Origin of the sequence: Williamsia muralis (assembly GCF_051487485.1) — a bacterium.
GTDB classification, from domain to species: Bacteria; Actinomycetota; Actinomycetes; order Mycobacteriales; family Mycobacteriaceae; genus Williamsia; species Williamsia muralis_B.
Map to the genome: position 1 here is coordinate 518,721 of NZ_JAHVCV010000002.1, position 26,342 is coordinate 545,062.

Here is a 26,342-nt window from a genome sequence, read left to right on the forward strand (position 1 = left end):
ATGCCTGTAGCCAACCCCACCACCAAGTGGATGCGCCCACCCTCGCCGAACCGGCACCAGGGAGGTCGCGACGTCGACTGGATCGGCCTCCACACCCAGGAGGGCACCAGCACTGCCGAACAGATCACCGACTACCTCATGCGGGCATCCGCGCAGGTCTCGTACAACACGGTGGTCGGCGACCGCCAGACCATCGAGGTCGTACCGCTCAACGAAAACCCGTGGGCAGCAATGAACGCCAACAGCCGCGCCGACCACCTGCTGTTCGCCGGATCGTTCGCCGGCTGGAAGCGCGACAAGTGGCTGTCGACCGACACCACCGACGGCATCAACGAAGACGCGATGCTCACCCGCGGCGCGATCTGGACCGCGTGGCGCTGCCAAGAACGCGACATCCCCGCCGTGTGGGTCGGCGGCACCGGACGCTTCCCACCCACGAACCGCGGCATCTGCGGACACGTCGACTTCGGCCAGTGGGGCGGCGGCCACACCGACCCGGGACCGAACTTCCCCCGCGACGAGTTCATGGACCGGGTCCACATTGCACTCAACGGCGAAGACAAGACCTGGAACCTGATCATGCGAGAGCTGGTCGGCTGATGGCGAGAACGTGTGTAATCGCCGGCTGCCCCAAACCAAGTAAGTCTCGGCAAGGTTGGTGCGGAAAGCATTACGAGAGGTGGCGCGCGCACGGTGACCCCCTCACTCTTGTTCGCAAAGCCGACACGCTCTCGCAGGCCTTCGAACGGGTGCAGCTCCGTGAGAATGCGGGATGCCTTGAATGGACTGGCCGACAGATCGGAGACGGCTATGGCCGCCTGTTCTTTCGGCGCAACTTGTACGCCCACCGAGTCGCGTTCGAGCTGCGAAATGGGCCGATTCCAGTCGGGATGTACGTCGACCATCGGTGCCACAACAAGCTGTGCGTCAACGCCGATCACCTACGCCTCGCGACCCCGAAGCAGAACCAAGAGCATCGCAAAGGTGCGAACTCAAACTCCCTGACCGGAGCTCGTGGGATTACCTACGACCGCACGCGGCGCCAGTACTGCGCCCGCATCAAGCACAACTACGTCGAACACCACATCGGCAGATTCGACACTCTTGAGGAAGCTGAGGTGGCCGCCTCGCAATACCGCCGAAAGCTGTTCACACACAACGACAAGGACCGTGCGGCATGACCGAACGAGTACTTCCCTACGACCGCTCCATTGCGCCACAAGACACGTACTTTTTCTGTGGGCCCGCATCCACGCAGATGGTGCTCAACAGTCGTGGCATCTTCCGCAGCGAACAACAACTGGCACAGGAGCTCGGGACTACGACGAATGGAACCGATTACGTCGGCCTCATCGAGCGAGTGCTTAACCGCTATCTCGGCGGCGTGTATGTCACGAGGTACACGGCAAATGACCCTATGTCGCAGGCGCAGAAGGATCGGCTCTGGTCTGACATTGTCGCGAGTATTGATTCCGGGTATGGGGTGGTGGCGAATATCGTTGCGTCGCCATCGAATTACCCGCGCGGCGTGAAGGGTAGTGCCTCGCCTGCGTATGGCGGCGGGACTGTGTACCACTACATCGCAGTCATGGGTTACGACGACGAGGCCCGCGCGGTGTGGGTAGCGGATTCCGGCTTTCGCCCGTTCGGCTACTGGTGCAGTCTCGATCAGCTGGCCACCTTGATACCACCCAAGGGCTATTCAGCCGCACTGAATGTCACAGCCGATCCCGCGTGGGATCTGGTCATGAAGGAGCTGGTCGGCTGATGCGTTTCGTCCAAGACCTCACACCTCAAGACCGCTGGGCCGTAGGCGGCACTGACCTCGGTGTCCCGTTCCGTCTCCCCTCGGGCGAGTTCGGCTGGCTCTTCGGGGACACCTTCCAGAATCACGGAGTTGGTGGCCCCGGGTGGCGGTCTCCCGTCATGCTCCGCTCGCCTGCCCCGCGCGGTTCAGAACCAGTCCGGTTCACTTCGGCAGCACGCGGCGGCGGCCAGATCCTCGACTACATCCATGAACCTGACCGAGCGATCTCAACTGTGATCCCCGCTGATGCCATCACCATCGACGGCGTTGCGTACATGGCGTCCACCGTGATGTGGCATCGGTTCGGCAATGTGCTCCAGGTAGACATCCACCGCGCCAATGACGACAGCGGCGAGAACTGGTCGCACGTCACCAAGATCCCGGCCGGTGACCGCGGCGGGATGATGCAGCAGATGAGCTTTGATCTTGATGATCACGGCGTCGTGCACATCCTCACCTCTTCGTTCGGCCGAGACCGCAACGTCCTGTACTTCACGGTGCCTGGCGAACATTTCACCGACGTCGACCGCTGGGTGCAACAGCCACACGAAGGCGTCACGCGGACGATCGGCGAGTTCGGGCTCCGTTACATCGGCGGCCGGTGGCATCTGGGCTACTTCGACGCAGCGAACTACCGGTGCGTCCTCCGGGTCGCCGACACCGTGCAGGGCCTCGCGCATCCAGAACACGAGATCGTGACCGCCCACGGAACCGACTGGCGCAACAACCGTGTCGGTGACGCCCGCGTCGCTCAGCTCTACGCCGGCTACCCGTTCGGTGTCGAAGGCGATATCGGTGTCGTCATCTCGCATTGGAACGTCTCCTATTCCGGGCCCATCCCAGGCGGCCACGTCAACGCGGGCTGGCCGTACCGATCCATGCAGTACCACGTCAACGAACTCGGCGGTGGAAAAGACGCTGCCACATGGAATCTCATCCAGAAAGAATTGACAGGAGAACACAATGGCTAACGCAGACACCGTCCAAGCCGAGCTCACCGACGGAGAGCCGTACACCATCGGCGAGGGCACTGAGTGGGAGCGCAAGACCAAGTCTGTGCGCAACATGGTCGGCACCCTCGTCTGGGATCTGACCCGCGGTCTCCCCGGAATCGACACCGGAAAGGTTCCCGACCCGGACGGCAAGAAGAACCGGGTGTCCCCGGTCGATGCGATCAAGCGCATCGCCTTCGAGATCACCCTGTGGATTCCCCGCCGTGGCCCGTCCGCGCTGAAGGCGAAGCAGGGCAACAAAGAAACCGCTCTGGGCCATGCTGCTGACGCGGCGTCGTTCGGCGCGATCAACCATGCACTGATCGTTGAGGTCGCACGCAAGCAAGGCGTCGATGTCGACAAGGTGCTCGCACAGTTTGAGGTGAAGTGATGACTGCCAGCAACCGATTTGGGCTCGACCCCACCGATTACGAGTTGATTAATGCGGCTCGCGATTACGTCCAGGAGACGCCGCGGCTGCAGAAGTACCGCAAGACCATCACGAACGTGGCTGCGCTGATCGTGAACGTGCTGATGATTGTGATCGTGGTGCCGACCGACATCATCCCCGCTGATGCAGCGGTGGGTATCGCGGCGGCCATCCAGTCACTGGGCGCGCTCGTCTCGTATGCCGCTCCGAACGCGCTTACGCCCGACCAGGCTGAGCGTCTCGCCGGATACCTGGCAGAGCGAAATCGCACAGTCGACGGCCGCACCGGAGAGCACCGGGCCGGATGAACCTCTGGCTGCGGTTCTGGTGGGCCGTTGATCACGGAGGTGTGGTGTGTCAGTTCATCTTCTACCCGTGCATGTTCATCAGCGCAGCCTTGATGATTCGAACCGGCGCGCCGACCGTGGTCCACGACAACATGGGAGCCGCGGCCGGGACCAGTTGGATTCTGACGCTAGGAATCGCCCCGGTCACCTGCTTCGTCGGGGCGATGCTGAAGAACCGGTATTGGGGTGTCGGCCTGCAGATGGCGGCGAACGTGGCGATCACGTTCGCCGTCTTCGCCTACACCGGCGTCCTACTTCCGTATATCTGGCTCAATATCGCGTCCTTCGCCGTCTGGATGAGCATCGCGCTGGGGTTGATGACGCTCCTGATCTCAGTTCGCGATGGCCGCAAGCTCGTTGGGTTTGAGCAGAAAGCCGCCGCCAAGAAGGAGTCGTGCGAATGACCATGTCCACATTCCTTGCCTTCGCCGGTCCAGCCTGCGGTGTTGTCATCGCGCTTATCGCTGGCTGGTTCGGGCGGGCAAATAGCAAGGCGAGTGCTGCGAAGGCGTACACCGATATGTCGATGGATGTGGCCGAGGAGTTGCGGCAAGTGCGCCTGGAAATGCGGGGCCTGCGAGCTGCGACTGAGGAGTTGGTTGGCGTGGTGGGTGACGTGATCCCGTTACTGGAGGGCGAACATCCCGCGGTTGTGTTGAAGCTGGAGCGTGCGCGGTCGCAGGTTCGGAAGGTGATCTGAGTGAAGATCATCCGGGTCCGCGGCATCGGCGAACCACTCAACGGCGGCAACATGCTTACCGGGGTGACGTCGCGCATCCCCGGCGCGCAAGTCGTGGAGCTTCCCTACTCCGCCGCATACGGATTCATTCCCGACCCGCGGGGCACTGCCTACGCGGTGACCCTGGTGTCGGGTGAGAACTTACTGCGGAAGGTCCTCGACGATGGTCCCGCTGTCGTGCTGGGTTACAGCGCGGGCGCGCACATCGTCGGCAATGTCGCCGCGAAGGGCCATCGCAACCTGATCGCTGTGGGACTAATCGCAGACCCGTCGATGCCAGGCACAGGAACGTACGGAATCACGGGGTCGCGGCCTGTTCCGGGTGTGGTGAAGTGGATTGCCAACCCCCTCGACATCATCTGCCAGTGCCCCGACCCATCACCTCTGCGCACCCTGCCTGCGCTGACGAAAGAGGTGTCGGTCGCCCCCGATCGGCTGAAGCTGCAAGACGCGGTCCTCGGCGAGCTGTTGTCCGGTCGCCTCAGCACCTCGCTGCGGTTCTGGCGCGGCGACCGGGCCGCCACGCTGCGGTATTGGGACACCGCACTCCGCGGCGCCCGCGGGTATCTCGACGGCTCGCAGCATCAGCGCGCTTACTGGGGTGCACGACAGTCCGAGCTGGCCGACTGGGTGCGATCGCTGTGATCCGGCATCTCTCGCAACATCTGACAAGGAGCCTTTGATGGCAATCGGTTATTCGACTGTGCGAGTGAACATCACCGCATTTGTGGTCGATGGCATTGACGCTGACGATCTACCCGACACGACACCGCTGACTGGCTTCCTCACGTTGGAGCCGATGATTGCCGCCAAGAAGTTGGTGCAGTACGACGACGGCGGCATCACCAAGCTCAAAGCGATCACTGCGATCGGCCCGATTCCCATCGGCCCCACTGGCGACATTGCGCACCTGGGCCGCGACTACGTGAAAGTCATCGCGCCCACCGCCGATATGAACCTCGGGAGCCTGCAGTGGAAGGCCACGTTCTCGACGATCAAGTACGGCACGACCGCGGTGGCGATCGACCCGATCTACTTCTACGCAGTGGATGGCCTGGAGATCAACCTCGCCGACGAGGTCAACGTGGCGCCTTCATCGACTGCTGTGCAGCTGGCTCGAGGGCAGCGCGGGTACGGAGTTCTCGGCGCCGATGCCACAGAAGACGGTGACCTCGTCCTGATCCTCGACTCAGCCAACGGCCCGGTCGAGTCCGACCCGATTCCGTTGCCCGTCGGCAATGGCGCGTCCGACGCTGACATCGCTGCACTCGTCGTGGATCCAACCTCGGAGACCAAAGCGACCCTCGACACCACTTATGCCCCGCAGCAGGAGACGTACAAACAGCTCGCCCGTACCCCCGAATTGCTGATCGCTGGGACCATCGTCCGCAACTCTGATGAGGCCGCAACGAGTGCGCCTGTCGTGTGGCCCGATGGCGCACCTGGCACCTACACCGCCACCACACTCAGCTCCGCATTCCCCGGTGCTGTCGACGCGTACACCATCACCTACGGCTCGCCCGTGACCAAGACCTATACCCAACCCGCCGTCACCCGCAACGCTTCCGGCGCTGCGACGGCCGTACCCGCGATTGTGGTGAGCTGATTATGGGACTACTCGATCCTCCCGGCCTGACTCCGAAGGCTGCCTCTGAAAGGTTCTCCCCCTTGGTTCGCATATCGACAGACGCCCCGCAGCAGCCGATGGCGCAAGCACCTTCGGGCCGCAACATGATCGGCGTGCATCCAGGCCGCGGCGAGACGCACGCGATCTCATCATTCGGTCTAAGCCAGAACGAGAACATCACGCTGATGAACTCGTGGGTAGACAAAACGCTGCCCTCCGGGGTCAGCGCGTCGAACCTCGGCCTGGCCAAGATGGTGTTCTTCAAGGGCAACTTCTATCTTCAGGCAATGGCCGGTGGCACGACCCCGTCGATCTATCGCGCTGCGCCGATCGCCAACCCCGGCACTTTCACCTGGTCTTCGGCACTTGCGACCATCACCGAGTCCGGCGCGTCGATCATCACGTCCGGCCTGGCGACCGATGGGGACTACCTCTACTGGTGCAGCTACGGCGACCCCGTCGGCGGCCCCCGCGTCCTACGTTCCGCTGACGGAACCACCTGGACAACAACCCTCGGACCAGGCACGTTCGCAGCGCGACACTGCCACGGCGTCTTCCCTGATCCGTTCAACCCCGGCCATGTGTGGATGAGCTGCGGCGACGGCGGCAGTGCTGGCTACTTCTATCGCAGCACCGACCACGGCGAGAACTGGTCCATCGTCCCCGGCGCCCTCGGCACCAACCAGGCGTACCAGGCAGTGCAGGTGTCGTTCTCTGAGACGCACATCTACTTCGGCCCGGACACGACGGCCAACTGGTCAGCCTTCCGCGCAGACCGCGAAACCTTGACGCCGCAATGGCTTTGCCCGCGCACTCACCGCCTTGTCGCCGTTCCAGGTGGTCTGCCAGCACGGCACGTCACCGACCTGGTCACCACCTCGGGGTCATCGACGGTCACCTCGGCCACCGCAGCGTTCACCGCACTCGATCGGGGTTCGCGCATTCGCACAAAGAACCAGCCGGTCATTCCGAGTGATACCTACATCGCGTCAGTCACTAATTCGACCACGGTGGTGCTCACGAAGACCGCGACAGCGACGTCGGCTGGCTGGACCTCTGGCACCATTCTGGGCGGCGAGCATTGGGGCGTGATGGCGTACTACGGCGCCGTCGACCCAGCGAGCGGAATCTATTACTTCGTGTCGATCAACGGTGGCGTGGGCGGCAATGTCGACGGACTGTTCGCTTTGATGCCCAACGGCGAACTGACCTTGCTCGAAGTGCTATCCATCGCACCGGACTCGGTCGTCACCATTGCCAACGGACGCGTCTGGGTTCACGGATTCCAGCGCCCACTGCTCGCGATTTAGTAGCCGTTTTTCGCGCTCTGACCGTCCGCGGCCAGCTCTTTGAGCCCCGCCATCAGGCCCTTCGCAAGAGCGGCATGACCTTCAGTGTGGGGGTGCTTCGTCTCGGGATCGATGATGTCTTCGAGGTTGTCCTTCGAGATCCACCCGCGCACCGTGGGTGACAGGAAGTAGACGCCCGCCTGGTGGGCCGCCCACCCGATGTTCCCGGACATCACCTGTACGACGTCGTACGAACCAATTTCGGCGGGTGCCGGCCCGATGACGACTATGTCGGCGTTGGGATACTTCTCTTTCGCCAGCAGGAATGTGTCACGGGCATTGTTACCGAGGTTGGCTGGCAGATTCAGATCGTTGAGCGCCCCCTGGAACAGGACGAACTTCACGTCGGGATCGTCGGGCCGCTTCTCAAGGCGCTGGCGGTAGGTGCCGAGGTTGGTGACACCGACCGCGTTGTATCCGGTGCTCGACCCGCCCTGCATGTCGGAGGCGGTGCCCAGTTCGCGGCCGACGAGGTAGGTGAAGCCGAGAGTGTTCGGTGCCGCGCTGTACCCGGTCGTCCATGAGTCGCCGAAGAAGATCGCCTTGTCGCCGGGCCGGGGCAGCGTGAGTGGGGGTAGCTGTTCCTCGGCCTCAAGGTCGGCCACCGACACAACGGGCCCCGCCTGTGACACGTCCTTCTTCGATTGGTCGACCCAGACTGCGCCACCGATCATGGCGACGATCAGAACAACGACTCCGGCAATGGCTGCGACTGTGCGCGGAGAGCGCTCCCGAGAACTCATGTCCGTATCTTCCCTTACGGCGGCTGATCACGCCGAGCGGGGTGATCGTGTAGCTCATTCGTACTACCCGCCCTACCCGCCCATAACGCGAAGTATGCCGTCCTAAGCGCCCTCACCCTCGTGGTGGGGGCGCTTGCTTGCGTTGGGCACATAGTGCAAGCCGTCGAGGTGGTTGACCGGCACCCATGTTTCGGGTTCGGCGTAGATTGAGGCGTCGCATTCCCGGCATGTCCAGGAGCGGCATGCTGGGCGACGGGTGTTGCACCAGCCCCAGCATAAACCGCTGCCACGACAAAGCCCCCGGCCTATGCGGTCGGGGGCTTTCTTGTGTCGGTGCCGCGAACACTTCCCGTTCGGACACCGACGACTGACACTGTAGATGAGGGGTACGACAGAGGTCAGTGGGGCACGTGTTCGAGAGCGCGAATCGTGGGGCATGGGTACCGCTGCCAGTTACCGTCGTCAGTGCCGCACCCCGTGCATACCTTCACGATCCGGCTTCGTGAACCGGAGTACATTGCGGCGTCGATGGGCTCGTGGACCTCTCGCACTGCGGCGATTGCCGCTCGCAGTTGAGAGTTCTCCGATTCGAGTCTCGCGACGCTGTCATCGATGCACTGTTGCGCCCGGATGGCGTTGGTACGCGTCGTCGGAGTTGCGCCCTGGCTGATGCTCATCGGTTCGCATTCCATGTGTCGACGGTCTGGGGTAGCCATCCCTTGACGGGTCGGCCTGTGGTGGCCCCGATGATCGCGTCGGGTGGTGGCTGGTTCTTGTGCATGTTGAAGGTGGTCAGCTTCATACCTATCCGCTCGGCTGCTTCTGTCGCAGATAGGTATTCAGCTGGTCTTGGCATGTCCTCCATTATGCGGGGAAGGCGAAGAAGCGATCTCCGACGTGTTCGGATTGATCGATGGTGACGCCAGCGGCTTCGAGGGCGTCGAGCATGTTCATGTAGCTCTGGAAGGTCTGCTTGCGTCCGCGCTCTGCGAGGTAGCGGAATGAGGTGTGGGCTTCGAGGGCCTCGCCGGTGATGGTCTGTCCGGCGAATGTTGCGAGGGCGTCGTCTCGGAGTGTGGCGATGATCTTTGTCATGACTCAAGTATAACATAGGAACCTCTGCACTACAAGCCCAAATCCGTTGGGAATTAACATTGCACCGCATAGGAACCTCTGTTACACTAAACCCATGCCGATGCACCCATCCTTCGCGCAACGCCGCAACATTGTCCGCGCCGAAGGGTGGTTCGAGAACCTCTCAAACTGGGGCGACGAATGGGTGAAAACTCACTGCGCAGAGCTGCACCACCCGAACGGCTACTACCTGCCGCCGACCTACATCTGTGCCGGCGAACCGGGACATACAGGGCCGCACCGTGACTGCCTCGATGCGCGCCACACGTGGTCGTGATGTGTCCCTGTTGCCCGTTCAACACCCACCCCGAAAGGAAACCATGAGCGACCGCGTCCTCCGCGACGAAAATGCATCCACGCTGTGGGGCGTCAAACATTCGCAGGGAATCCGATGGTGCAACAGCGAGCGTGAGGCGCGTGAGTCCATGTTGGAAATGAAAGCTAGGGATCCACACAGGCAAGCGGTAGCACGTGGGCGTGTTCGTTTGGTGAGCCGCGACATCGGACCTTTGGTGTTCGTTGAAAACCCCTACGTCGACCCCCTGTCTGATGCCGGTGTTGTCTGATGCACCGAACGAAAGGAACACCATGACCGACACCGCTGACATCCGAGACCGAGCACGGACGTGGATGGAGGTTGGCCCAGACGATCCTGGCTACGTCGAACCCGAGCGTGAAGTAGTGACGTTAGTGGCTGACCTTCTGGCTGCGCTGGAAACCGTTGAGGCCGAACGGGACGAGTTGCACAGGGACGGCCAGGTTCTCCGCGGATTCCGGGACAACGCACTCGCTGAACGGGATGCTGCCCGTGTCGTCATCGCCGCGGTGCGGAAGTGGAAAAGCGTGAACACCAATGACAACCCTGACTTCACGTCTCTGTCGGAGATCCTTCGGGCCGGCGAGTGGCGTGCTGCCCGCCCTGAGGTGACCCCATGACCCTGACCGACATCCTCACCAAACACCGCTACCGGGAGCAGGACCACAGCACCATCGCATACCGATCGCACTGCTGCTGCGGATGGTGGGAGCACACGAACGGCAAGCGTGAGATCGACGTCCATGCTGCTCATGTTGTGGAGGAGATGGCAGCCGCCAACATCGTGGCCATCGAACTACCCGAGGCGTCCACCCTCGGCTGTTGGGAGGCGGAAGCCAAACTCGCCGCCATCCGGGAGTTCGCCGACGACCTCGCTGCACGGGGGGACGCCATCGCCGAAGCCAACCCCGACCACGTCATCCACATCGAGCAGTGCCGCCAACACGCTTCGATGATCCGCGGCATCCTCGCCGGCAAGGGAGAACCGACAACATGAGCCACAACAACACGGTCCGACTCGAAGTCGGCACCCGCGTCCGCAACTGGAACCACCTGTTCTGGGGGGCGCATTGGTGGGGCACGGGCACAATCACCGAGGTCTTGAAGCAGCACGTCGGCATCGATGACACGTGGGAGTACCTAGTTCGATTCGACTACGACGGCGAGATCCACCAGTGGAACATCGTCGACACCACCGAGGGCAACGAGTGGATCGCCGCCGAGATGGCCGACACTCCCCACGGCATCAAGTACTTGGCGCGGATCGAACGACTGAAGGCCTTACACCCGATTGGCACAAGATAGGCACACTCCGTACCCCCGGAAACACGCCCTGACCTGGAGCCGATGACGGGAATCGAACCCGCGTATGCAGCTTGGGAAGCGGACCTCGGCCGGCGTCCCCTTGCGTCAGGTGCAGCTCTCAGCCAGGCACGCCGACATCAGCACCACCATCCGCCTCTACGACCGCGGCCGCGCGAACCTGGATACCCACAGCGCGCACGCGCTGGCTGCCTACTTCGGTGCGGTCGCGTAATGTTCAAATCTTCGCCCTCGGCGGAGTCACCCTCGGAGCAGAACATGCCCAACCATCACCCCTCCCGATCCTGGCGCGGCTGCGCAATGTGCAAACCACACAAGAGGCGCGGTACCGGTCGACGCCAGAAAGATCCGGTCGCAGTGGCACGCAAGCTCGGTGTCGCCCGCCGCCACACTCGGCGCACGCTCGGCGACTAGTCGAGCATTCTGGCGATCGCGTCTGCCGCAGTCTTTCCGGCGTGACGGTCGAGGTGGGTGTACCTGTCGATGGTTGTCTGGATCGACTCATGCCCCAGGTGCGCCTGCACAACCGGCAACCCCACGCCGGAGTTGATCATCCATGACGCGCACGTGTGCCTCAGGTCGTGCACCCGGGGTTTCTTTGTCAGCCCGTTCTCGGCCGCCCTGATGCGGCCCGGGTTCCAGCCCAGGTTGTAGAACTCCTGCGCCCGTACTGGTGAGCCCGCACCGTTGGTGAACAGGAAGCCGTCTCGAGAGAGATCGATGACGGCCAGCGCCTGTGGAGGCAGGTTGATCGTGCGGTTCGACTTCCGGGTTTTCGGTGGCCCGATCTCCGGGCGGTAGTCGCCGCTGTACTTCCACGCCTTGTTGATCCGGCACGTCCCCGCAACTGGGTCGATGTCGCGTGCGTCGAGTGCTGTCGCCTCGCCAAACCTCATCCCGGTCGTCACGAGCCACGTCGCCAGGTTCTTCCACCTGTCGTGCGGGATGTGCGAGTGCAGCAGATCGAACTCGTCGCGATCGAGGAACACCATCTCCTGCTTCTGCGTCTGCGGAAGCCTGCGGCCGTCGCACGGGTTGGCCGCGATCTTGCCAGCGCGGACCGCGGCCTTGAGCGCCCCGGAGAGGAACGCGTGTTTGTTCTGGATCGTCTTTCCGGCCGGCGCCTTCTTGCCCTTGGGCACCGTCGACATCTCCTGGACCCATCGAGAGATCGACACCTCGGTCACTGCGGACAGGGGCAATCTTCCAATGGACGGCGCGATGTCGCGGTCCCGGTAGGAGATGTACCGATTGATCGTCGCCTGCTCCACACCAGTCAGCGCGTTGATGTGGTCGGTGAGCCATTCGGTCAGCGTGAGCTCGGACCGTGCCGTGTCCTCGATCTCGAGGATCCGCATCGCCTCGACCGGCCCGAACTGGTCGATGTGGTCGCGGAACCGGACGGCGCCGGAGGCCTCCACGAACGTCGCGTTGCGCTGTTTGCCGTCTTGTCGCCACAGAACTCGCCACGTTTCGACGCCATCCTTGCGGGTGCGCGCCTGGATCGAGGCCACTAGATGTTGCCGAGTTCGGGGTTCATGCACCCAATTCTAGCTGCGGGGTTGCTGGAAAGTGTTGCCACGAAATGTTGCCTCCGTGGCGTTCCCGTTCAAAACACCCTCTGACCTGCTGTTTTCTGTGGAGCTAAGGGGAATCGAACCCCTGACCTTCTCGATGCGAACGAGACGCGCTACCAACTGCGCTATAGCCCCTTTGCCGCGTGAGCGACTCGACAAGATTAACAGGGCGGGACTACTGCCCCACCACCCGCCGGTACGAGGGTTCACGGACAACCTCTTCGCGGTGCTCGAACCGCGGCAGGTGGTCGAAGATCGGGTCCTCGTCGTCGATCTCCAGCACGATCGCACCTGGCCTACGGAGTCTGCGGGGCACCTCGGCTCGAGGGTCGACCTCGGGCTGCGAGCGGCGTTCTTCCTCCTGGCGCTTGGCCCGGGCGAGCCGCTGCATCCGCTGACGACGGATGCGCTGTTCGTTCCGCACCGCGCGGCGCAGGAACGCAAGGTAACCGACCAGCGCGACAACCGTGGCCGCGGCGATGACCCACCCGACCGAACCCAGGAAGAAGCCGGCCGCGATGCCGAGCAGCGCCAGCACCCCGAGCACGGCCATCACGCGCTGACGGAACCGGTACCGCTTGTCGCTGCGCTCGCGATCGGCCTCGGGGTCGAAGCCTCCGCGACGTGCACGCCGGGCGACCTCGTCCTGCTCCGCCTGATCCGCAGCCTCATCGGCGCTGATGTCCTCGTCGGTGAGATCGTCGTCGTAGTCCGCGTCTTCGTAGTCCGCGTCTTCGTAGTCCGCGTCCTCTTGGTCGACGTCCTCGTAATCTGCGTCGATCTCCGCGTCATCATGGTCTGCGTCGTCATGGTCCGCGTCTTCGAGCTCAGCGTCATCGATGTTCTGATCATCGTGATCTGCGTCTGCGTCTTCGTCATCGCGCTCTGCAACGGCGTCACGGTGATCGGATGACTCGATGTCAGCGGCTTCAGCCACAACCGTCTTGTCGTCCGTGGTCGCGTCGGCATCACTGTCACTGTTGTCAACAGTCTTCGTCTGAGCCGGAGCTGCAACGGTTTTCACCGAGACCGAGGCAGGCTCGGACTTGGCGGCTGAGACCTTGGTCGTTGTGGCGTCGTCGACGTCAACGGCATCTGTTGCCGCTGTTGCCTTTACGGTCTTGCGGTACTCACGCACGGGGGGTTCCCAGTCGGGATCGTGCGGATGGCGGCCTGCAGCCATGCGACGACGGGTCTTGGCGATGGCCCGGCCACCTCGGTAGAGCACCCGTGTCGACATCGCGGCGTCGGTGGTCTTGCGCACGGTGGGACGCGACTTCACCACCATCGGCACCAGAACAAAGAGCCAGATCGCCACCAGACACACCCACAGCAACGAGTTCGGCATGGGCAGCTCCTTCCTGTCGGCAATCTCGCCCCGACCGGCCGGTCGAGTACGCGTCAGTCACACCAGTAACAGACGATAGGAATCAGGCTATGGCTCACCGCTGCCCAACCACCGCCGACGCGCCGATGTCCCGGCCGATTCGTTCCATCTCTGAGTGATCAAGCGGTGATCGAAGAAGAACGGCCTCCCAGCTCTAGCCGAGAGGCATGCGCGCGCAGGGGTTCAGGGCCTCAGGCGGTGGCGTGGCCGCTGCGGATCAATGTGTCCACGGCACTGCTGGTGAGATCTTCGGTGGTCAACGCGAGCAACAGATGGTCCCGCCAGGCACTGTTGACGTCCATGTAGCGCTTGAGCAGGCCTTCGTCACGGAATCCGACCTTGTGCAGTACCGCCAGTGATGCCGCGTTGGCAGGCTGCACGGTGGCCTCGAGTCGATGCAGACCCGCCGGCCCGAAACAGTGGTCGACGCCGAGTGCCAGTGCGCCCGTTGCCACTCCACGTCCGGCGACTGCGGCATCCACCCAATACCCGATCCATGCGTTGCGCAGCGCGCCACGCTGAATGTTGCCCACCGTCAGTTGTCCGCAGTATTCACCGTCCAATTCGATGACAAACGGCAGCATGTTCCCTGCCTTCGCCTCGGCCCTCAGGACCGAATGCAAACCCGGCCAGGCAGCCGGGTTGTGCCGGGCCGACCACAAGCCGACGCCCGTGGGCTCCCACGGCATCAGCGAATTCTGGTTCTCGATCCGAAGCCTGCTCCACACCCTGGCGTCACGCAGCCGGACCGGACGTACCGTAACCGCGCCTCCCGCAACGGATATCGGCCCGAGCTTGGCAGGCCATCCACGGCGACCGGTGTCACCCCTGCTCCAGGCGCGCACGGTGCACTCTCACCCCCGCTGAGCCAGGAATGCGACGTCCACCTCATCGCCGGCACGCAATTCAACGTCTTCCGGCTCGATGATGACCAAGCAGTTCGCCTCGGCCAACCCCGCCAGCAGGTGTGATCCGCCGTCTGCGGCCGCTATCACCTGGGCGAGGTATTCGCCCGTCTGCTCATCGCGCATCAGCTGTCCACGCAGATATCCGCGCCTACCCTCCACCGAGGTGATGGGGCTGACCGTGCGGGCACGTACCACTCGTCGCATCGGTTGGCGTTTGCCGAGCGCGATCCGGATCAGCGGTCGCACCATCACTTCAAAAGCCACCAACGCCGAAACCGGATTGGCGGGAAGAAGGAAGGTGGGCACCTCGTCACGGCCCAGCTGACCGAAACCCTGGACCGACGCCGGGTACATCGCGATGCGTTCGATCTCCAATTCGCCCAGTTCCGACAGCGCTTCGCGGATCGATTCCGAGGCCGCTCCGCCGACCGGGCCGGTGATCACAACGATCTCCGAACGAATCAGCTGCCCCTCGACGAGTTCACGGAGTTGCGACGGCTCGCTGTCGGCGATGCCGACTCTGTTGACGTCTGCGCCGGCGTCACGAGCAGCCGCGGCCAGCGCGTAACTGTTGACGTCGTACACCTGGCCGCCACCGGCCGTCCGGTCGATGTCGACCAGCTCGCCGCCGATGGAGATGACTGAAAGCCGTGGCCGCGGATGCACCAGCACGCGGTCGCGGCCGACTGCGGCGAGCAGACCCACCTGCGCGGGACCGATGATCGTTCCGGTTCGGACCGCTACGTCACCGGGCTGGACGTCATCGCCGACATGCCGGACGTACTGTCCGCTGCGAACCGCATGACCGATTCGGACCTTGGGCAGTCCGCCGTCGGTCCACCGCTTGGGCACCACGGCGTCGGCCAGTGTCGGCAACGGAGCTCCGGTCTCCACCCTGACCGCCTGCCGGGGCTGGAGCCGCGTGGGCGTCCGCGAACCCGCCTTCAATTCCCCCACCACCGGCAGGACAACGATCACCTGGTCGCCCGGCGACTCCGATTCCTCATCGGCGATGGTGCCTGCTTCAGCGACATCCACACTGCGAACGGCGTATCCGTCGATGGCAGCCTGATCGAACCCGGGCAACGGCTTGTCGGCAACAACCTCTTCGGCACACAGCAGACCCTGTGACTCCGAGATCGCGACGCGCACCGGCCTGGGAGCCACTGCTGCGGCGGTCACTCGGCTCAGGTGATCTTCCACCGAACGCACCGATCGCCTCCTTCAATCACCGTGGCGGCCCGATAGTGCTCGTTCGCCGGGCCAACGGGTCGCCGTGTCGTAGTTCTGACGACTGACGTTAGCTGGTTTGTCGGCGATTTCCGTTCTCTCGCATCCAGGGATCGCCGCGCGTCATCGCACCAACGCGGTCAAACCGGGTGCTATTGGTGGTCGGAAGTCAGTTGCACCCGAGGCGTTCGACCAGCCACTCGCGCAATTCGGGCCCGTAATCCTCACGGTTGAGGGCGATGTCGACCGACGCCTTCAGGTACCCGCCCGGGTTCCCGAGGTCGTGGCGAGTTCCGCGGTGAACCACCACGTGAACCGGATGACCTTCGTCAATCAACAAAGCGATGGCATCGGTGAGCTGCAATTCGCCACCTGCGCCGGGTTCAATTCGTCGCAATGCATCAAATATTGCGCGGTCGAGGATGTATCGCCCGGCCGCCGCATAATTGGAAGGCGCATCTTTTGCCTCGGGCTTTTCGACCATTCCCTTCAGCTTCATCACATTGGGATTGGCAGCATCGGGAAGTTCTTCGACGTCGAATACGCCATACGCGCTGATCTTCTCGGTCGGGACCTCGATGGCGCAGAGCACCGTGCCGCCGCGCTTGGCGCGGGTACGGGCCATCACCTCCAGGACGCCGTTGGGAAGCACCAGATCGTCGGGAAGCAGAACCGCGACAGCATCCTCGTCGTCGTCGAGCTTGGCCTCGACGCATCCGACCGCATGGCCGAGTCCGAGGGGCTTTTCCTGGATGACCGACGCGACCTCCAGCAACGATGGCGCGTTCCGCACCTTGGCCAGCATGGTGTCTTTGCCGCGTGACTCGAGGGTGTGTTCGAGCACAAGGTCTTCGACGAAGTGCGCGACAACGCCGTCTTTACCCGGCGACGTGATGATCAGCAGTCGCTTGGCACCGGCCGACTTGGCCTCTTCGGCCACCAATTCGATACCGGGCGTGTCCACCACCGGAAGGAGTTCTTTCGGCACGGTCTTGGTCGCCGGAAGAAAACGGGTACCCAAGCCTGCGGCCGGCACAATTGCGGTACGCGGAATGGGCGGCGTGCCCGGAACGGACTCGTATTCGACCTCGTTGGCCGGGCTGGTCTGCGCTTCAGTCATTTTCCCACCCTAGGTTGATCACACTGGTGTGTGAGTAAACCTATCGGCTGAACGCCAAACATGAGAGGGGCGTACCGATTTTCACCGACAAAGCAACCTGGAGAATGCGTGTCCTCGAGCGTCGCGACAGCCTGTCTCCCCAGGTTAAGGCGAGCCTGGACGCCTCGATTGTGACGTGGATCGCGAACCTCCCCGAGGGCGGTCCATGGGTGGGGCCTGGCGCCACGATCGCGGCTTACGTCCCGATCGGTAGCGAACCGGGCACCACCGCGATGTTGGAGGTTTTGCGTAAGGGAGGCTTCCGGGTCTTGCTACCGAAGGTGGCGCCCGGCCCGCCTGCCCCGCTGGAATGGGCTTGGTACGACGGACCGGAGTCATTGCACGCAGGACGATTTGGACTGTTGGAGCCCAGTGGGAACAGCGCCTCACCGGACGCACTCGGTGACGCCGCTCTGATCCTGGTCCCGGCCCTGTCGGTCGACCGCCACGGTATTCGACTCGGTCGCGGAGCCGGCTACTACGACCGGTCGATATCAGAGGTGGACACAGACAAACTGGTTGCCGTGGTGTTCGACGACGAGCTGGTGGACGAGCTGCCATCGGACGAGTTCGACGTGCCGATGGGCTGGAGCCTGACACCGGATGAGGGGTTCAGACGGCTGGGAACAAGCTGACCTTGGCACTCGTTAACGATGAGTGCCAGTTCGACGGTAGAATCCACAACGTTCTCGGCTTAACACCTTCGGAGGTCTTCGGTGCCCACATATTCGTACGCTTGCACACAGTGCGACAACCGCTTCGACATCGTGCAATCTTTCAGCGACGACTCGCTCACCGAATGCCCCAAATGCGCCGGTAAGCTGCGCAAACTGTTCAATAGCGTGGGCATCGTGTTCAAGGGCAGCGGCTTCTACCGCAACGACAGCCGCTCCACCACCACGAGCAGCGAGTCGAGTTCGAGCGACTCGTCGAAGTCCGACTCCGGCAGCAAGGAATCGGCGCCTGCGGCGAAGTCGACGGATTCGAGCAGCAGCTCATCGAGCAGCACGTCCAGCAGTTCGACCACTGCCAAGGCTGCTTCCTGAGTTCTATCCACACACAGTGGACTGTGCACAGGCAACCTCATATCGGTGCCTGACCAAGCGGACGATGGATGGCAATCGCCATAACGTTCGCTCATGGCCGCGCGCAATGCTCTGACCCCCACACTCGCCGACCGCGTCCGTCATGCCGTCAGGCCCGGATGGACACGGTCGCTACTCCTCCGTCGCGCCTGTGCCATCGTGCTGCTGACGGTCGCGCTAGTGGCCGCACTGACGGCGGGCCGCACCGAGGAACTGCGGCCGGCGGTCATCGCGGCCCATGACATCAGCCCTGGGCAACCCCTCACGATCGGCGACCTGACCACGCGCGAGTTCCGTCCCGGCGACCTCCCGGTGGGCACAGTCGACGACGCAGCCGACTTCCTCGACAAGACGGTGACCGGTCCGGTGCGGGCGGGTGAGGTACTGACCGATTCGCGCGTTCTCACCAGTCGCCTGCCGGCTCAGATCCTGCAGCGCCCCGACGCGCGCCTGGTTCCGGTCAAGGTGGCCGACACAGCGGTGATCGATCTCCTCCGCGAAGGAGACGTGGTCGACGTGCTGAGCATCGACGATGCCGACACCGCTGATGGGTCATCGGCGACAAAGGTTTTGGCCAAGGGAGCAGTGGTCGCACTCGTGTCGCAGGAATCAGGTTCGCGGGCGGGGTCGAATGCCCGACTTGCCGTTCTTGCCCTGCCGGAGCGCGACGCGCACGTGGTCGCGGCGGCCACCCTCACTGCTCCGATCACACTCGTTTTTCACTGACTGCATGTTGTGAACGGCAATTTCCGCGACCGCTGGTTAGGATCAGCGGACTGCAATTAGAGCTCGTTTCCCTCGTGGGAAGGGTCACTACATGTTCAAGGGCTTCAAAGATTTCCTCATGCGGGGAAACGTCATCGACCTCGCTGTCGCCGTGGTCGTCGGTGCTGCTTTCACCGCGATCGTCACAGCGTTCACCACCAACATCATCCAACCGTTGGTGAACTCGATCGGTGGCACCGATTCCGCGCAGGGGCTGGGATTCACCATCAGGTCCGGCAATCCGGAAACGTTTGTGGACATCGGCGCCCTCATCGCCGCCGCCATCAACTTCCTGATCGTTGCCGCGGTTGTCTACTTCCTGATCGTGATGCCGTACGAGAAACTGAAGACGCTCGCAGCGCGCGACGGCGACGACGCCGCGGCCCAGACGGAGTCGGAGTTGCTCGCCGAGATCCGCGACATTCTCCAAGGCAAGGATCCCGCGGAGGAGAAGGCCAAGATCGCCGGCGCGACGAGCGAGAAGGATCAGGCTCTCATCGACCGGCGTGGCGACGACGGCCCGCAGTCTGGTCCTCTTTACTCGGGTCCGGCCGCCGCCGGCGCAGGCGCGTCTTCTGCCGGTACGCAGCAGTTCTCTTCGCAGCTCTCTTCGCAGCAGTCGGACCGAGTCGGTGGCGCCAACGTCTACCCGACCCAGGGTCCGCCTACCGGTGGCTCAGGACCGATCGGCCAACCCTTACAGGGACAGCCGCCCCAGGGCGGTATGCCGCCGCGGAGTCAGCCGCCGCTGGGTGGACCGCCTCCCGGTTATCAGCAGCCGCCGGGTCCGCCGCCCGGATACAGTCCGGCGCCGCCGCCGCGCCCCAACCCGCCGCAGCATGAGGGGCAAGACCAGGGTCAGGGTTACCGTCCCGATCCGTTGACCGGCCCGCCGCCCAACTACGACCCGCTCACCGGCCCCCAACCGAACTACGGTCCCCCGCCGGGACGTCGCGACGACCACAACGGCGGCGGCAGGCACAGCAGCCCGTAAACACTTCGAGATGACCTATCGCCCCGGCTCACGCCGGGGCGATAGTTTTGTCGGGGGTCCAGCGATCTCGGACCCGAGCACGCCGTCCCTGCTGTTTTACAGGCCCCCAATTTCGGAGGAATCCACGTTCTGCGAGGTACATGGAGGGGGCGGGGCTTCTGGCGGGAGGTTGTTCTCCGACGATCTGGTCGGTAGTGGATCTGGTGGTGGGGCGCCGAGTTCTCGATTGCGTTGTTCGAGTTCGGCTTTGCGACGCGCAAGCATGGCCTGACCGGCCTCGATGATGGCTTCGTCCGGGTGGTGGGCACGGTTGACCCGGGGTCGTCGCTCCGGATCCAATAGTGCCGGTGGGATCCAGGCACACCTCCCTGCGTCGGGGCCGTCGGTGATCATCACCGTCTGCCACTGATGCTCCCCCGGCCCGACGAGTTGGTGGTGCTGCGGGCATGCCGGGGCCAGGTGAGTGATGTCGGTGAACCCGCCCTGCGCCCATTCGCGGACATGATGTGCCTCGGCCCACAACGCCGGATTCGAACAGCCCGGATGCGAACACCCGCGGTGCGCGGCAAACATCGCCAGACGTTGCGCCTCACTGGCCAGCCGCCGAGCTCGACCCAGGAACAACGGCTCATTCGAATGGTTCTCGAAAATGGCCAACGTCTTGTCGGAGCGCACTGCAAGCCTCAACGCATCAGCGATCGGCAGCACCGCACCGGTCGCCGTGTAGACCAGACCCGTCCCGTACGGTCGCGACGGCCCACCAGCGAGCGAAGGCAACCAGCCCGGATCCTCCCAGTGCGTCTCCGGGTACGGGTGAACGCCCATCGCTTCACGGTCTGGCTCTGCCTCGGGGTCTGGCTCTGACTCGCGGTCTGATCCTGCTGCTAACGCCGACGCTCTACCGGGTTCACCCTCAGACCTCGAGAAGCCCTCTCCGTCAACGCCTTCTGGCGGCACCTGCTCACGCATGTACTGGTCGAGCTGGTCTTTGGTCATGTTGATGATCACCTGCACGGGCAAGCCATGATGTGTTTTGCCCAGCTGCCCCGATTCGAGCAGGTACATCAGCATCGACTTCACCGCATCGTGATTGCGCTGCGCCGCACTGCGGGTGTCGTTGTCTGCCGCAGCCTGCAGCAGGTCTCTGTCCAACGTCGGATCGTCGGCGGCACCTGAGGGTGACAGCGGATCATCAGGATTGTTCATCCCCGGAGCGGCCCACACCGCGAGCATCACATCCAGCAAGGCCCGGGTCACCGGGTCCAGATGCCCCGCTACCGTCGACATGAGATCCGTGGCCGGTTTCCCCAAGCTGAATCCACGTTTTCGAGCTCTGTCGGTGTCATCGGCCAACGTCCCGTCGGGATCCAAGTATTCGACGATGCGCTCGCCGATCGCCTCGACCTGGCCAGGAGTGTGCTTGCGGCACAAATCAGCCAGCGCCACCTCTGTGTTTGTCCGCTTCTCCGCGTCGACCTTGTGCGGAATCTTTGCCATCACCCTCGCCACCACTCCAGCGTGATCAAGTCCGATCACGCCCGCGCGCAGCGCTTCTGCGGTGTTCGGGAACCGAGCATCGACTACTTCACCGCTGGGAGTCACCGACGGCGTCAGCGCGTCCATCGCTTCCACCCGAGCTCGGGCAGCACCAGGCCGCAGCCGCGCCAACGCGGTCAACATCGCAGCCGGCGAGGAGCATCCGACTTTCGAATACGCGCGTCGCACAACCACTTCCCGCAACACCGGCAACCCTGCGGACTGCAACCGCCGCGACGCGACCTCCAGCCGGTCGACCAGACGTACACAATCCTCGTCGGACAGCGCCGTCAGATTCACCTCGGCGAGCTGATCGATCGCCGACTCCAGTCCCAACACCGCGCCCACCACAGGCGAATCGATGACAGCACCGTCGGACATGATGACCCCCCAGTCAACCGAAAAGCGAACGCTGACAACCAGATGCAAAGTGCCTCAGTTGTCAGGACGATTCCCTTACTTCGATTATAGTCCAATCACTTCAATTTGTCGAACACATGTTCGACTCTTCGCTCACGGCCTCTCCACCTCCCCGGCTAGCACCGGGCAATCTCATCATCCTGGTGAAACGCCGAAAGCCGGAACACCTTGCGGTGGTCCGGCTTTCGGGTTGTTCAGTTGTCAAGCAGTAGGGATCTGCCTATCAGCCGAGGCTGAACTTGGAGCCCCACAGGGTGACGATGCCGGTGACCGACGGGGTGTCGACGGTGACCTTGACGTACGCCTGTCCTTCGGCGTATCCGGCGCAACCGTCGATCTTGACGGTTTCCTGGCTGTAAGCGATGCCGCCGGCGTTGCCCTCGAAGCTGAAGTCGGTGGCGTCGTCGGACGACAGGATCGGCACGTAGGTGGCCTCACCGGGTCCGAGGGTCAGGCCGGCGCCGATCGCAGCTTCAGGGGTGGCCCACGGCGAGCCGGGATCGGACAGATCCAGCGAGGTCCCGATACCGGCTTCGCCGCCGGCACCGAAGGTCAGCTGGCAGCCGACAACGTAACCGGCTTCGACGGTGGCGCCTTCGGCTTCACCGTCGACGGTGACGAGCACCTTGCCCGACAGCCACACGTTGCGGCTGGTCGGAACCGCCACGGTCGACGGCTGGATGTTGACGAACTCGTCCTTCAGCGTGACGGTGACGTTGGAGCCGTCGATCAACTTCTGGGTGGCGACGCCACCGGGCAGAGCACCGGCAGCTGCGCCGCCGGCACCCATGGAGGACAGTGCGATCGCCGAGACACCGGCGATGCCGGCCACCGCGGCGAGACGACGCGAGAGTTTGTTGCGCATGATTCCCCTTCAGGAATATGAATCTGCTTGCGGCAGATAAGATTTCAGACTAGTTGGTTTATCTGCCGACGATCAGTTCAGGCTGAACGGGGCGCCGTAGAGGGTCGATTTGATGACGTAGTTGCCCTCGGTCTGCACGGTGGTGAAGGCGCGAGCCTGGGCGTATCCGCCACACTGCTGCACCTCGATGCCCTGACGCTTGTACTGGACGCTTGCAACGCCACCCTCAAAGCTCTTGGTGCCGAGCGGAACGAATGCCGCCTGGCCGGGAGCCAGCGGGAACGAGAGCGAGCCGTCGACGCCCAGGCTCAGAGAAGAATCGATGGAGGCGTTCAGGCCACCTTCGAGACCGGTGATGTCGACCTGGCAGCCGACGATGTAGCCGGTGGTCAGGGTTCCGCTGGCGCCACCGGCGGTGACGGTGACGAGGCCGGAAACCTCTGCGGCGCGGCCTGCGCCGTTGTTCGCCAAGGACGGGACCGGGTAAGCGGCCTCGCCGGTGCGGCTGATCTTGACGACGGTGCCGTCGACACCCTGGGTTACCTTGCTGCCGCTGGGCAGGGGTCCTGCGGCGGCGTTTCCTGCACCCATGCTGGCCAGGCCAATGGCGGCAACCGCGGTAATCGCACCAACGCCGACAACGCGGCGCAGACCGAACATGCTGAACTTGCTCATTCGTTCCCTCTCACAGGATTGCTGTGTAATCCAAGCTCAACCAAATCGTGAGCTCGAAGTGACCAAAAGGTTCAGCGGAATCTTCTACCGGGGCAATTAACGGGCTTGTATGCCCGAAGTTTCCAGTAGGTAAATCTCAGCCGAACACCTTGCCCACACCGCGGTCGCCATTGGGGACGTCGCACGGGATACGCCCAACCCCCGCACTGGTACTGGCCGTATCGAGCGGAACGTTAGCCCCAGGAACAGGTGCGGGCAACAGTTCGCAGCAGTCGTGTCCGAAAAGGGAACTTCGCTAAAGCGAATGAATAATTATTGATCTTGCAGCAAATTCAGTGAATTATCAGGAAAAGCCCAGGAACCAGGCCGTGACCTAATTGCGATTCAGCCGTGATGTGGCGGGCGATTCTCGATAAACCATTCGTCCGCACGCATATCGGCGTTACTGTGACCTTCATCACTTCGACCGATCGGTCGCTCATCGCTGCTGGTCGAGGGCAAATCCTCGCCAAAAACCTTCTCTAGCTCGGCTCGAGTCTTGGTTCGCTTTCGGTCTTTCGAGTCGCTCATCTGACCCGATCAGAAGTTGCTGATCGAGGAGATCAGGTGTTTGGCCATCGGGGTGATGGTGGCCATGCCGTCACGAACAGCGGCCCGCGAGTTGGCCAAGTTGACGACGATCGTCTGCCCGGAGACACCCGCAAGCCCGCGTGACAGCCCGGCATCCATCGCGCCGGCAGCCAATCCGGAACTGCGCAAGGCCTCTTCGATACCCGGCAGTTTGCGGTCGAGTAGATCCGCGGTCGCCTCGGGAGTCACATCGCGACCACCGACCCCGACGCCGCCGACCGAGATCACCAAGTCCACCCCGCCGATGACCGCGGTGTTGAGGGCGTTGCGGATCTCCACCTCGTCGGACTCCACCGCCACCACCGCGTCGACGTGGAACCCTGCTTCTTCGAGCAACTCCCCCACCAGTGGGCCGATCAAGGCTTGGTCCTCACCATGGGCGGCTCGGTCATCGACGATCACCACCAGGGCTCGACCCAGATCCTCTTCGGCCAAGTTCAGTGACCTCATGCGCTGTCCTTCCGCTTCGATCTCCCCTGTGCGGACGGCGAGCTGTTCCGCCGCGGCGTCCGCGGCGACGACATCTGCCTCGCCGATACCCAGGACTGAGATGGCACCATCTCCGTCAGGAACTCTATCGGTCGGGATGGGGATGACTGCCCGCAGTCGGGTACCAATCTGATCGTCGATGTGTTTCACGGTCTAACGTCCTCCGGTGTCCAGGGTGTCGAGGGTGACCTGCGCGGTCTTTGTCTGTCCGTTGGTGACGTACGTGATGGTCACCTGGTCGCCGGGAGCGTGAGACCGCACCGCCGCGATCAGCGCGTCTCCGGAGGCGATCACGCGATCGTCGACCTTGGTGACCAGTGCACCACTCGGGATGCCCGCCTTCGCCGCGGCTCCACCCGACGTCACCTCGTTGATCAGCGCGCCGGGGCTGTCAGCTGACGGTGCACCCGACCGCACCGTGACGCCGAGCCCCGCCTGTGTCGCCTTACCGGTCTTCTCGAGCTCATCGGCGATGCGCATCGCCTGGTCCACAGGGATGGCGAAGCCGAGGCCGATGCTTCCGCCGGACTCGCCCTGGGACAGGCTGGCGATCGCGGTGTTGACGCCGATGAGGGCGCCGTTGGCGTTGACCAGTGCGCCACCGGAGTTGCCCGGATTGATCGCCGCGTCGGTCTGGATGGCATCCATCACCGATGCCTGGCCACCCTCCTCACCCTGTGTGGACACCGGGCGGTTGAGCGCGCTGATGATTCCCGTGGTGACCGTGCCGTTCAGCCCGAGCGGCGACCCGATCGCGATGACCTCCTGACCGACCACGAGATTGTCGGAGCGACCGACGGCGATCGGGGTGAGGCCGGACTTGTCGACCTTGATCACGGCGATGTCGGAGATCGGGTCGGCGCCCACGATCTGCGCGGCTGCCGTGCTGCCGTCACTGAAGGTGACCGTGAGGTCTGGATTGTTGCCCGCACCGGCGACGACGTGGTTGTTGGTCATGATGGTGCCGTCCGCGGTGAGCACGATGCCGGATCCGGACCCGGACGCCTGGCTGCCCTCCACCTCGATCGACACGACCGACGGGGTGACCTTTTCCGCGACTTCCTGAGTCGAGCCGGCGGGGGCCTGCACCGGTTGGCTGTTGTCGCGGTCGCCGCCGAGCACACTCTCGCTGGTTGATCTCGAACCGGATGAATCGTCGGCCACATTGGCTCCGACCACACCTCCGATGCCACCGCCGACGAGCACCAAAGCGATTGCGGCAGCTGCCAACCCGGCTTTGGCTCCGCCCGAACGCCCGCTACGTGCGGGCACCGGGGCTCCGAACTGCTGTGGCGAGCTCCCGTACGGGTTCTGGCCGGCCCCGGGGGCCGGGATCTGACTGGTGGGATTGGTACCCGTCCCCCCGCCGTGGGCGTAGGCCCCATACGGGTTCGGCTGCGCGAATCGCCCTGACGGGGCATACGGATCAGGTTGGGCGCCATAGCCGTAACCCGCCGGACCACGATTTGCGGAAGTGCCTTCCGATGACTGCCCGTAGGGGGCGGAAGGTCCGGAAGGTCCGTTCATGCCGGAGGTACCGAATTGTGCCGTCTGGTCACCCGAGGAATCCTGCTGCCGGGGCTCGAACGCCGAGGTTCGCCCGTAGGGGTTGTCCTGCGGTCCGGCGTTGCTCGGCCCGTCCGGCCGATCAGCGGACCCACTGGGATGCGATTGTCCCGGTGATTGCGAGATGCCCTCCCGCGGAAAGGAACTGGTGTCGCGGTTGGTCCCGCGCTCGTCATCGTTGCTGCCGACCATGTCGATTTTTGCTTTCTGCCAGGCGCACCCTGCGCTCCCCGATGCCGCAACATTTAC

Annotated in this window: 34 protein-coding genes and 1 tRNA gene; 20 read left to right on the forward strand and 15 right to left on the reverse strand. The window is 63.5% G+C overall.

The window, feature by feature from the left end:
* The 11 genes from KXR83_RS05855 to KXR83_RS05905 all read left to right on the forward strand — a co-directional run bounded on the left by KXR83_RS05855 (position 1) and on the right by KXR83_RS05905 (position 7,252).
* Entirely contained in the window at positions 1 to 600 is a 600-nt protein-coding gene (locus KXR83_RS05855; RefSeq protein ID WP_437423998.1) for an N-acetylmuramoyl-L-alanine amidase, read from the forward strand.
* A complete protein-coding gene (locus tag KXR83_RS05860) occupies positions 600 to 1,181 on the forward strand; it encodes an HNH endonuclease (RefSeq protein WP_437423999.1) in 582 nt (193 codons plus the stop codon). Before KXR83_RS05855 ends, KXR83_RS05860 begins: the two co-directional genes overlap by 1 nt.
* On the forward strand, positions 1,178 to 1,768 hold the full coding sequence (locus KXR83_RS05865; protein ID WP_437424000.1) for a C39 family peptidase: 591 nt from the start codon (positions 1,178 to 1,180) through the stop codon (positions 1,766 to 1,768). Before KXR83_RS05860 ends, KXR83_RS05865 begins: the two co-directional genes overlap by 4 nt.
* A complete protein-coding gene (locus KXR83_RS05870; RefSeq protein ID WP_437424001.1) occupies positions 1,768 to 2,778 on the forward strand; it encodes a DUF4185 domain-containing protein in 1,011 nt (336 codons plus the stop codon). The genes KXR83_RS05865 and KXR83_RS05870 overlap by 1 nt, the downstream gene beginning before the upstream one ends.
* Positions 2,771 to 3,190 carry a hypothetical protein gene (locus KXR83_RS05875; RefSeq protein WP_437424002.1) on the forward strand — a complete coding sequence of 140 codons (420 nt, stop codon included), beginning with the start codon at positions 2,771 to 2,773 and terminating at the stop codon, positions 3,188 to 3,190. The genes KXR83_RS05870 and KXR83_RS05875 overlap by 8 nt, the downstream gene beginning before the upstream one ends.
* Complete coding sequence (locus KXR83_RS05880) at positions 3,190 to 3,537, forward strand: hypothetical protein (protein ID WP_437424003.1); 348 nt, start codon at positions 3,190 to 3,192, stop codon at positions 3,535 to 3,537. Before KXR83_RS05875 ends, KXR83_RS05880 begins: the two co-directional genes overlap by 1 nt.
* A gap of 71 nt (positions 3,538 to 3,608) precedes the next feature.
* Positions 3,609 to 3,980 (forward strand): hypothetical protein, encoded by a 372-nt coding sequence (locus tag KXR83_RS05885; protein WP_437424004.1) that lies wholly within the window; start codon positions 3,609 to 3,611, stop codon positions 3,978 to 3,980.
* On the forward strand, positions 3,977 to 4,276 hold the full coding sequence (locus KXR83_RS05890) for a hypothetical protein (RefSeq protein WP_437424005.1): 300 nt from the start codon (positions 3,977 to 3,979) through the stop codon (positions 4,274 to 4,276). Before KXR83_RS05885 ends, KXR83_RS05890 begins: the two co-directional genes overlap by 4 nt.
* On the forward strand, positions 4,277 to 4,960 hold the full coding sequence (locus KXR83_RS05895) for a hypothetical protein (protein WP_437424006.1): 684 nt from the start codon (positions 4,277 to 4,279) through the stop codon (positions 4,958 to 4,960).
* 37 nt (positions 4,961 to 4,997) lie between these two features.
* Positions 4,998 to 5,921: a hypothetical protein gene (locus KXR83_RS05900; RefSeq protein ID WP_437424007.1), complete on the forward strand. Its 924-nt coding sequence runs from the start codon at positions 4,998 to 5,000 to the stop codon at positions 5,919 to 5,921.
* Between the two features lie 62 nt (positions 5,922 to 5,983).
* On the forward strand, positions 5,984 to 7,252 hold the full coding sequence (locus KXR83_RS05905) for a hypothetical protein (RefSeq protein WP_437424008.1): 1,269 nt from the start codon (positions 5,984 to 5,986) through the stop codon (positions 7,250 to 7,252).
* On the opposite strand, the gene KXR83_RS05910 is transcribed toward KXR83_RS05905, so the two are convergent.
* The 4 genes from KXR83_RS05910 to KXR83_RS05925 form a co-directional block, all read right to left on the reverse strand.
* Positions 7,249 to 8,034: an SGNH/GDSL hydrolase family protein gene (locus KXR83_RS05910; RefSeq protein ID WP_437424009.1), complete on the reverse strand. Its 786-nt coding sequence runs from the start codon at positions 8,032 to 8,034 to the stop codon at positions 7,249 to 7,251. The two genes, KXR83_RS05905 and KXR83_RS05910, sit on opposite strands and share 4 nt — an antisense overlap.
* Positions 8,035 to 8,432: 398 nt before the next feature.
* Complete coding sequence (locus KXR83_RS05915; protein WP_437424010.1) at positions 8,433 to 8,711, reverse strand: hypothetical protein; 279 nt, start codon at positions 8,709 to 8,711, stop codon at positions 8,433 to 8,435.
* Positions 8,708 to 8,890 carry an XRE family transcriptional regulator gene (locus tag KXR83_RS05920; protein WP_437424011.1) on the reverse strand — a complete coding sequence of 61 codons (183 nt, stop codon included), beginning with the start codon at positions 8,888 to 8,890 and terminating at the stop codon, positions 8,708 to 8,710. Before KXR83_RS05920 ends, KXR83_RS05915 begins: the two co-directional genes overlap by 4 nt.
* A gap of 8 nt (positions 8,891 to 8,898) precedes the next feature.
* Positions 8,899 to 9,129 carry a hypothetical protein gene (locus KXR83_RS05925; protein ID WP_437424012.1) on the reverse strand — a complete coding sequence of 77 codons (231 nt, stop codon included), beginning with the start codon at positions 9,127 to 9,129 and terminating at the stop codon, positions 8,899 to 8,901.
* A 94-nt stretch (positions 9,130 to 9,223) separates the two neighbouring features.
* On the opposite strand from KXR83_RS05925, the gene KXR83_RS05930 reads away from it, so the two are divergent.
* From KXR83_RS05930 to KXR83_RS05950, 5 genes are all read left to right on the forward strand, one after another.
* The gene (locus KXR83_RS05930) at positions 9,224 to 9,445 is read left to right on the forward strand and encodes a hypothetical protein (RefSeq protein WP_437424013.1); all 222 of its coding nucleotides are present in this window, start codon (positions 9,224 to 9,226) and stop codon (positions 9,443 to 9,445) included.
* Between the two features lie 311 nt (positions 9,446 to 9,756).
* The gene (locus KXR83_RS05935) at positions 9,757 to 10,104 is read left to right on the forward strand and encodes a hypothetical protein (protein WP_437424014.1); all 348 of its coding nucleotides are present in this window, start codon (positions 9,757 to 9,759) and stop codon (positions 10,102 to 10,104) included.
* Positions 10,101 to 10,481 carry a hypothetical protein gene (locus KXR83_RS05940; protein WP_437424015.1) on the forward strand — a complete coding sequence of 127 codons (381 nt, stop codon included), beginning with the start codon at positions 10,101 to 10,103 and terminating at the stop codon, positions 10,479 to 10,481. The genes KXR83_RS05935 and KXR83_RS05940 overlap by 4 nt, the downstream gene beginning before the upstream one ends.
* The gene (locus KXR83_RS05945; protein ID WP_437424016.1) at positions 10,478 to 10,789 is read left to right on the forward strand and encodes a hypothetical protein; all 312 of its coding nucleotides are present in this window, start codon (positions 10,478 to 10,480) and stop codon (positions 10,787 to 10,789) included. Before KXR83_RS05940 ends, KXR83_RS05945 begins: the two co-directional genes overlap by 4 nt.
* A gap of 64 nt (positions 10,790 to 10,853) precedes the next feature.
* Positions 10,854 to 11,021 (forward strand): hypothetical protein, encoded by a 168-nt coding sequence (locus KXR83_RS05950; RefSeq protein ID WP_437424017.1) that lies wholly within the window; start codon positions 10,854 to 10,856, stop codon positions 11,019 to 11,021.
* A 196-nt stretch (positions 11,022 to 11,217) separates the two neighbouring features.
* On the opposite strand, the gene KXR83_RS05955 is transcribed toward KXR83_RS05950, so the two are convergent.
* The 6 genes from KXR83_RS05955 to KXR83_RS05980 form a co-directional block, all read right to left on the reverse strand.
* Positions 11,218 to 12,321 (reverse strand): tyrosine-type recombinase/integrase, encoded by a 1,104-nt coding sequence (locus tag KXR83_RS05955; RefSeq protein ID WP_437424018.1) that lies wholly within the window; start codon positions 12,319 to 12,321, stop codon positions 11,218 to 11,220.
* Positions 12,322 to 12,446: 125 nt separating this feature from the next.
* Positions 12,447 to 12,519: transfer RNA gene (locus KXR83_RS05960), tRNA-Ala, on the reverse strand.
* Between the two features lie 40 nt (positions 12,520 to 12,559).
* The gene (gene sepX, locus KXR83_RS05965; RefSeq protein ID WP_437424019.1) at positions 12,560 to 13,732 is read right to left on the reverse strand and encodes a divisome protein SepX/GlpR; all 1,173 of its coding nucleotides are present in this window, start codon (positions 13,730 to 13,732) and stop codon (positions 12,560 to 12,562) included.
* Positions 13,733 to 13,962: 230 nt separating this feature from the next.
* Positions 13,963 to 14,616 (reverse strand): GNAT family N-acetyltransferase, encoded by a 654-nt coding sequence (locus KXR83_RS05970; RefSeq protein ID WP_437424020.1) that lies wholly within the window; start codon positions 14,614 to 14,616, stop codon positions 13,963 to 13,965.
* 9 nt (positions 14,617 to 14,625) lie between these two features.
* A complete protein-coding gene (glp, locus tag KXR83_RS05975) occupies positions 14,626 to 15,891 on the reverse strand; it encodes a molybdotransferase-like divisome protein Glp (RefSeq protein ID WP_030170543.1) in 1,266 nt (421 codons plus the stop codon).
* A gap of 187 nt (positions 15,892 to 16,078) precedes the next feature.
* Positions 16,079 to 17,029, reverse strand: coding sequence for a UTP--glucose-1-phosphate uridylyltransferase (locus KXR83_RS05980; protein ID WP_437424021.1), 951 nt, complete (start codon positions 17,027 to 17,029; stop codon positions 16,079 to 16,081).
* A 77-nt stretch (positions 17,030 to 17,106) separates the two neighbouring features.
* Between KXR83_RS05980 and KXR83_RS05985 the strand changes: the two genes are divergently transcribed.
* From KXR83_RS05985 to mscL, 4 genes are all read left to right on the forward strand, one after another.
* Positions 17,107 to 17,703 carry a 5-formyltetrahydrofolate cyclo-ligase gene (locus tag KXR83_RS05985; protein WP_437424456.1) on the forward strand — a complete coding sequence of 199 codons (597 nt, stop codon included), beginning with the start codon at positions 17,107 to 17,109 and terminating at the stop codon, positions 17,701 to 17,703.
* A gap of 81 nt (positions 17,704 to 17,784) precedes the next feature.
* Positions 17,785 to 18,114 (forward strand): FmdB family zinc ribbon protein, encoded by a 330-nt coding sequence (locus KXR83_RS05990; protein ID WP_437424022.1) that lies wholly within the window; start codon positions 17,785 to 17,787, stop codon positions 18,112 to 18,114.
* 93 nt (positions 18,115 to 18,207) lie between these two features.
* The gene (locus tag KXR83_RS05995) at positions 18,208 to 18,879 is read left to right on the forward strand and encodes an SAF domain-containing protein (protein WP_437424023.1); all 672 of its coding nucleotides are present in this window, start codon (positions 18,208 to 18,210) and stop codon (positions 18,877 to 18,879) included.
* A 91-nt stretch (positions 18,880 to 18,970) separates the two neighbouring features.
* Positions 18,971 to 19,912 (forward strand): large-conductance mechanosensitive channel protein MscL, encoded by a 942-nt coding sequence (gene mscL, locus KXR83_RS06000; protein WP_437424024.1) that lies wholly within the window; start codon positions 18,971 to 18,973, stop codon positions 19,910 to 19,912.
* 96 nt (positions 19,913 to 20,008) lie between these two features.
* On the opposite strand, the gene KXR83_RS06005 is transcribed toward mscL, so the two are convergent.
* The 5 genes from KXR83_RS06005 to KXR83_RS06025 form a co-directional block, all read right to left on the reverse strand.
* Entirely contained in the window at positions 20,009 to 21,829 is a 1,821-nt protein-coding gene (locus KXR83_RS06005) for a DUF222 domain-containing protein (RefSeq protein ID WP_437424025.1), read from the reverse strand.
* A 262-nt stretch (positions 21,830 to 22,091) separates the two neighbouring features.
* Positions 22,092 to 22,733: an MspA family porin gene (locus KXR83_RS06010; protein WP_437424026.1), complete on the reverse strand. Its 642-nt coding sequence runs from the start codon at positions 22,731 to 22,733 to the stop codon at positions 22,092 to 22,094.
* Positions 22,734 to 22,805: 72 nt separating this feature from the next.
* Positions 22,806 to 23,408: an MspA family porin gene (locus tag KXR83_RS06015; RefSeq protein ID WP_437424027.1), complete on the reverse strand. Its 603-nt coding sequence runs from the start codon at positions 23,406 to 23,408 to the stop codon at positions 22,806 to 22,808.
* 579 nt (positions 23,409 to 23,987) lie between these two features.
* Entirely contained in the window at positions 23,988 to 24,677 is a 690-nt protein-coding gene (locus tag KXR83_RS06020) for a MogA/MoaB family molybdenum cofactor biosynthesis protein (RefSeq protein WP_437424028.1), read from the reverse strand.
* Between the two features lie 3 nt (positions 24,678 to 24,680).
* Entirely contained in the window at positions 24,681 to 26,285 is a 1,605-nt protein-coding gene (locus KXR83_RS06025) for a S1C family serine protease (protein WP_437424029.1), read from the reverse strand.
* Between the last annotated feature and the right edge of the window lie 57 nt (positions 26,286 to 26,342).

Excerpts from the sequence above, each read along its gene's own strand:
- KXR83_RS05900 (WP_437424007.1), top strand. The coding sequence starts at position 4,998 with ATGGCAATCGGTTATTCGACTGTGCGAGTGAACATCACCGCATTTGTG.
- KXR83_RS05995 (WP_437424023.1), top strand. The coding sequence starts at position 18,208 with ATGGCCGCGCGCAATGCTCTGACCCCCACACTCGCCGACCGCGTCCGT.
- KXR83_RS05980 (WP_437424021.1), bottom strand. The coding sequence starts at position 17,029 with ATGACTGAAGCGCAGACCAGCCCGGCCAACGAGGTCGAATACGAGTCC.
- KXR83_RS06005 (WP_437424025.1), bottom strand. The coding sequence starts at position 21,829 with ATGTCCGACGGTGCTGTCATCGATTCGCCTGTGGTGGGCGCGGTGTTG.
- KXR83_RS05950 (WP_437424017.1), top strand. The coding sequence starts at position 10,854 with ATGCAGCTTGGGAAGCGGACCTCGGCCGGCGTCCCCTTGCGTCAGGTG.
- KXR83_RS05925 (WP_437424012.1), bottom strand. The coding sequence starts at position 9,129 with ATGACAAAGATCATCGCCACACTCCGAGACGACGCCCTCGCAACATTC.
- KXR83_RS05920 (WP_437424011.1), bottom strand. The coding sequence starts at position 8,890 with ATGCCAAGACCAGCTGAATACCTATCTGCGACAGAAGCAGCCGAGCGG.
- KXR83_RS06025 (WP_437424029.1), bottom strand. The coding sequence starts at position 26,285 with ATGGTCGGCAGCAACGATGACGAGCGCGGGACCAACCGCGACACCAGT.
- KXR83_RS05930 (WP_437424013.1), top strand. The coding sequence starts at position 9,224 with ATGCCGATGCACCCATCCTTCGCGCAACGCCGCAACATTGTCCGCGCC.
- KXR83_RS05910 (WP_437424009.1), bottom strand. The coding sequence starts at position 8,034 with ATGAGTTCTCGGGAGCGCTCTCCGCGCACAGTCGCAGCCATTGCCGGA.
- KXR83_RS05875 (WP_437424002.1), top strand. The coding sequence starts at position 2,771 with ATGGCTAACGCAGACACCGTCCAAGCCGAGCTCACCGACGGAGAGCCG.
- KXR83_RS05860 (WP_437423999.1), top strand. The coding sequence starts at position 600 with ATGGCGAGAACGTGTGTAATCGCCGGCTGCCCCAAACCAAGTAAGTCT.
- KXR83_RS05880 (WP_437424003.1), top strand. The coding sequence starts at position 3,190 with ATGACTGCCAGCAACCGATTTGGGCTCGACCCCACCGATTACGAGTTG.
- KXR83_RS05870 (WP_437424001.1), top strand. The coding sequence starts at position 1,768 with ATGCGTTTCGTCCAAGACCTCACACCTCAAGACCGCTGGGCCGTAGGC.
- KXR83_RS05855 (WP_437423998.1), top strand. The coding sequence starts at position 1 with ATGCCTGTAGCCAACCCCACCACCAAGTGGATGCGCCCACCCTCGCCG.
- KXR83_RS06010 (WP_437424026.1), bottom strand. The coding sequence starts at position 22,733 with ATGCGCAACAAACTCTCGCGTCGTCTCGCCGCGGTGGCCGGCATCGCC.
- mscL (WP_437424024.1), top strand. The coding sequence starts at position 18,971 with ATGTTCAAGGGCTTCAAAGATTTCCTCATGCGGGGAAACGTCATCGAC.
- KXR83_RS05915 (WP_437424010.1), bottom strand. The coding sequence starts at position 8,711 with ATGAGCATCAGCCAGGGCGCAACTCCGACGACGCGTACCAACGCCATC.
- KXR83_RS05935 (WP_437424014.1), top strand. The coding sequence starts at position 9,757 with ATGACCGACACCGCTGACATCCGAGACCGAGCACGGACGTGGATGGAG.
- KXR83_RS05940 (WP_437424015.1), top strand. The coding sequence starts at position 10,101 with ATGACCCTGACCGACATCCTCACCAAACACCGCTACCGGGAGCAGGAC.
- sepX (WP_437424019.1), bottom strand. The coding sequence starts at position 13,732 with ATGCCGAACTCGTTGCTGTGGGTGTGTCTGGTGGCGATCTGGCTCTTT.
- KXR83_RS05945 (WP_437424016.1), top strand. The coding sequence starts at position 10,478 with ATGAGCCACAACAACACGGTCCGACTCGAAGTCGGCACCCGCGTCCGC.
- KXR83_RS05885 (WP_437424004.1), top strand. The coding sequence starts at position 3,609 with ATGTTCATCAGCGCAGCCTTGATGATTCGAACCGGCGCGCCGACCGTG.
- KXR83_RS05865 (WP_437424000.1), top strand. The coding sequence starts at position 1,178 with ATGACCGAACGAGTACTTCCCTACGACCGCTCCATTGCGCCACAAGAC.
- KXR83_RS06015 (WP_437424027.1), bottom strand. The coding sequence starts at position 23,408 with ATGAGCAAGTTCAGCATGTTCGGTCTGCGCCGCGTTGTCGGCGTTGGT.
- KXR83_RS05890 (WP_437424005.1), top strand. The coding sequence starts at position 3,977 with ATGACCATGTCCACATTCCTTGCCTTCGCCGGTCCAGCCTGCGGTGTT.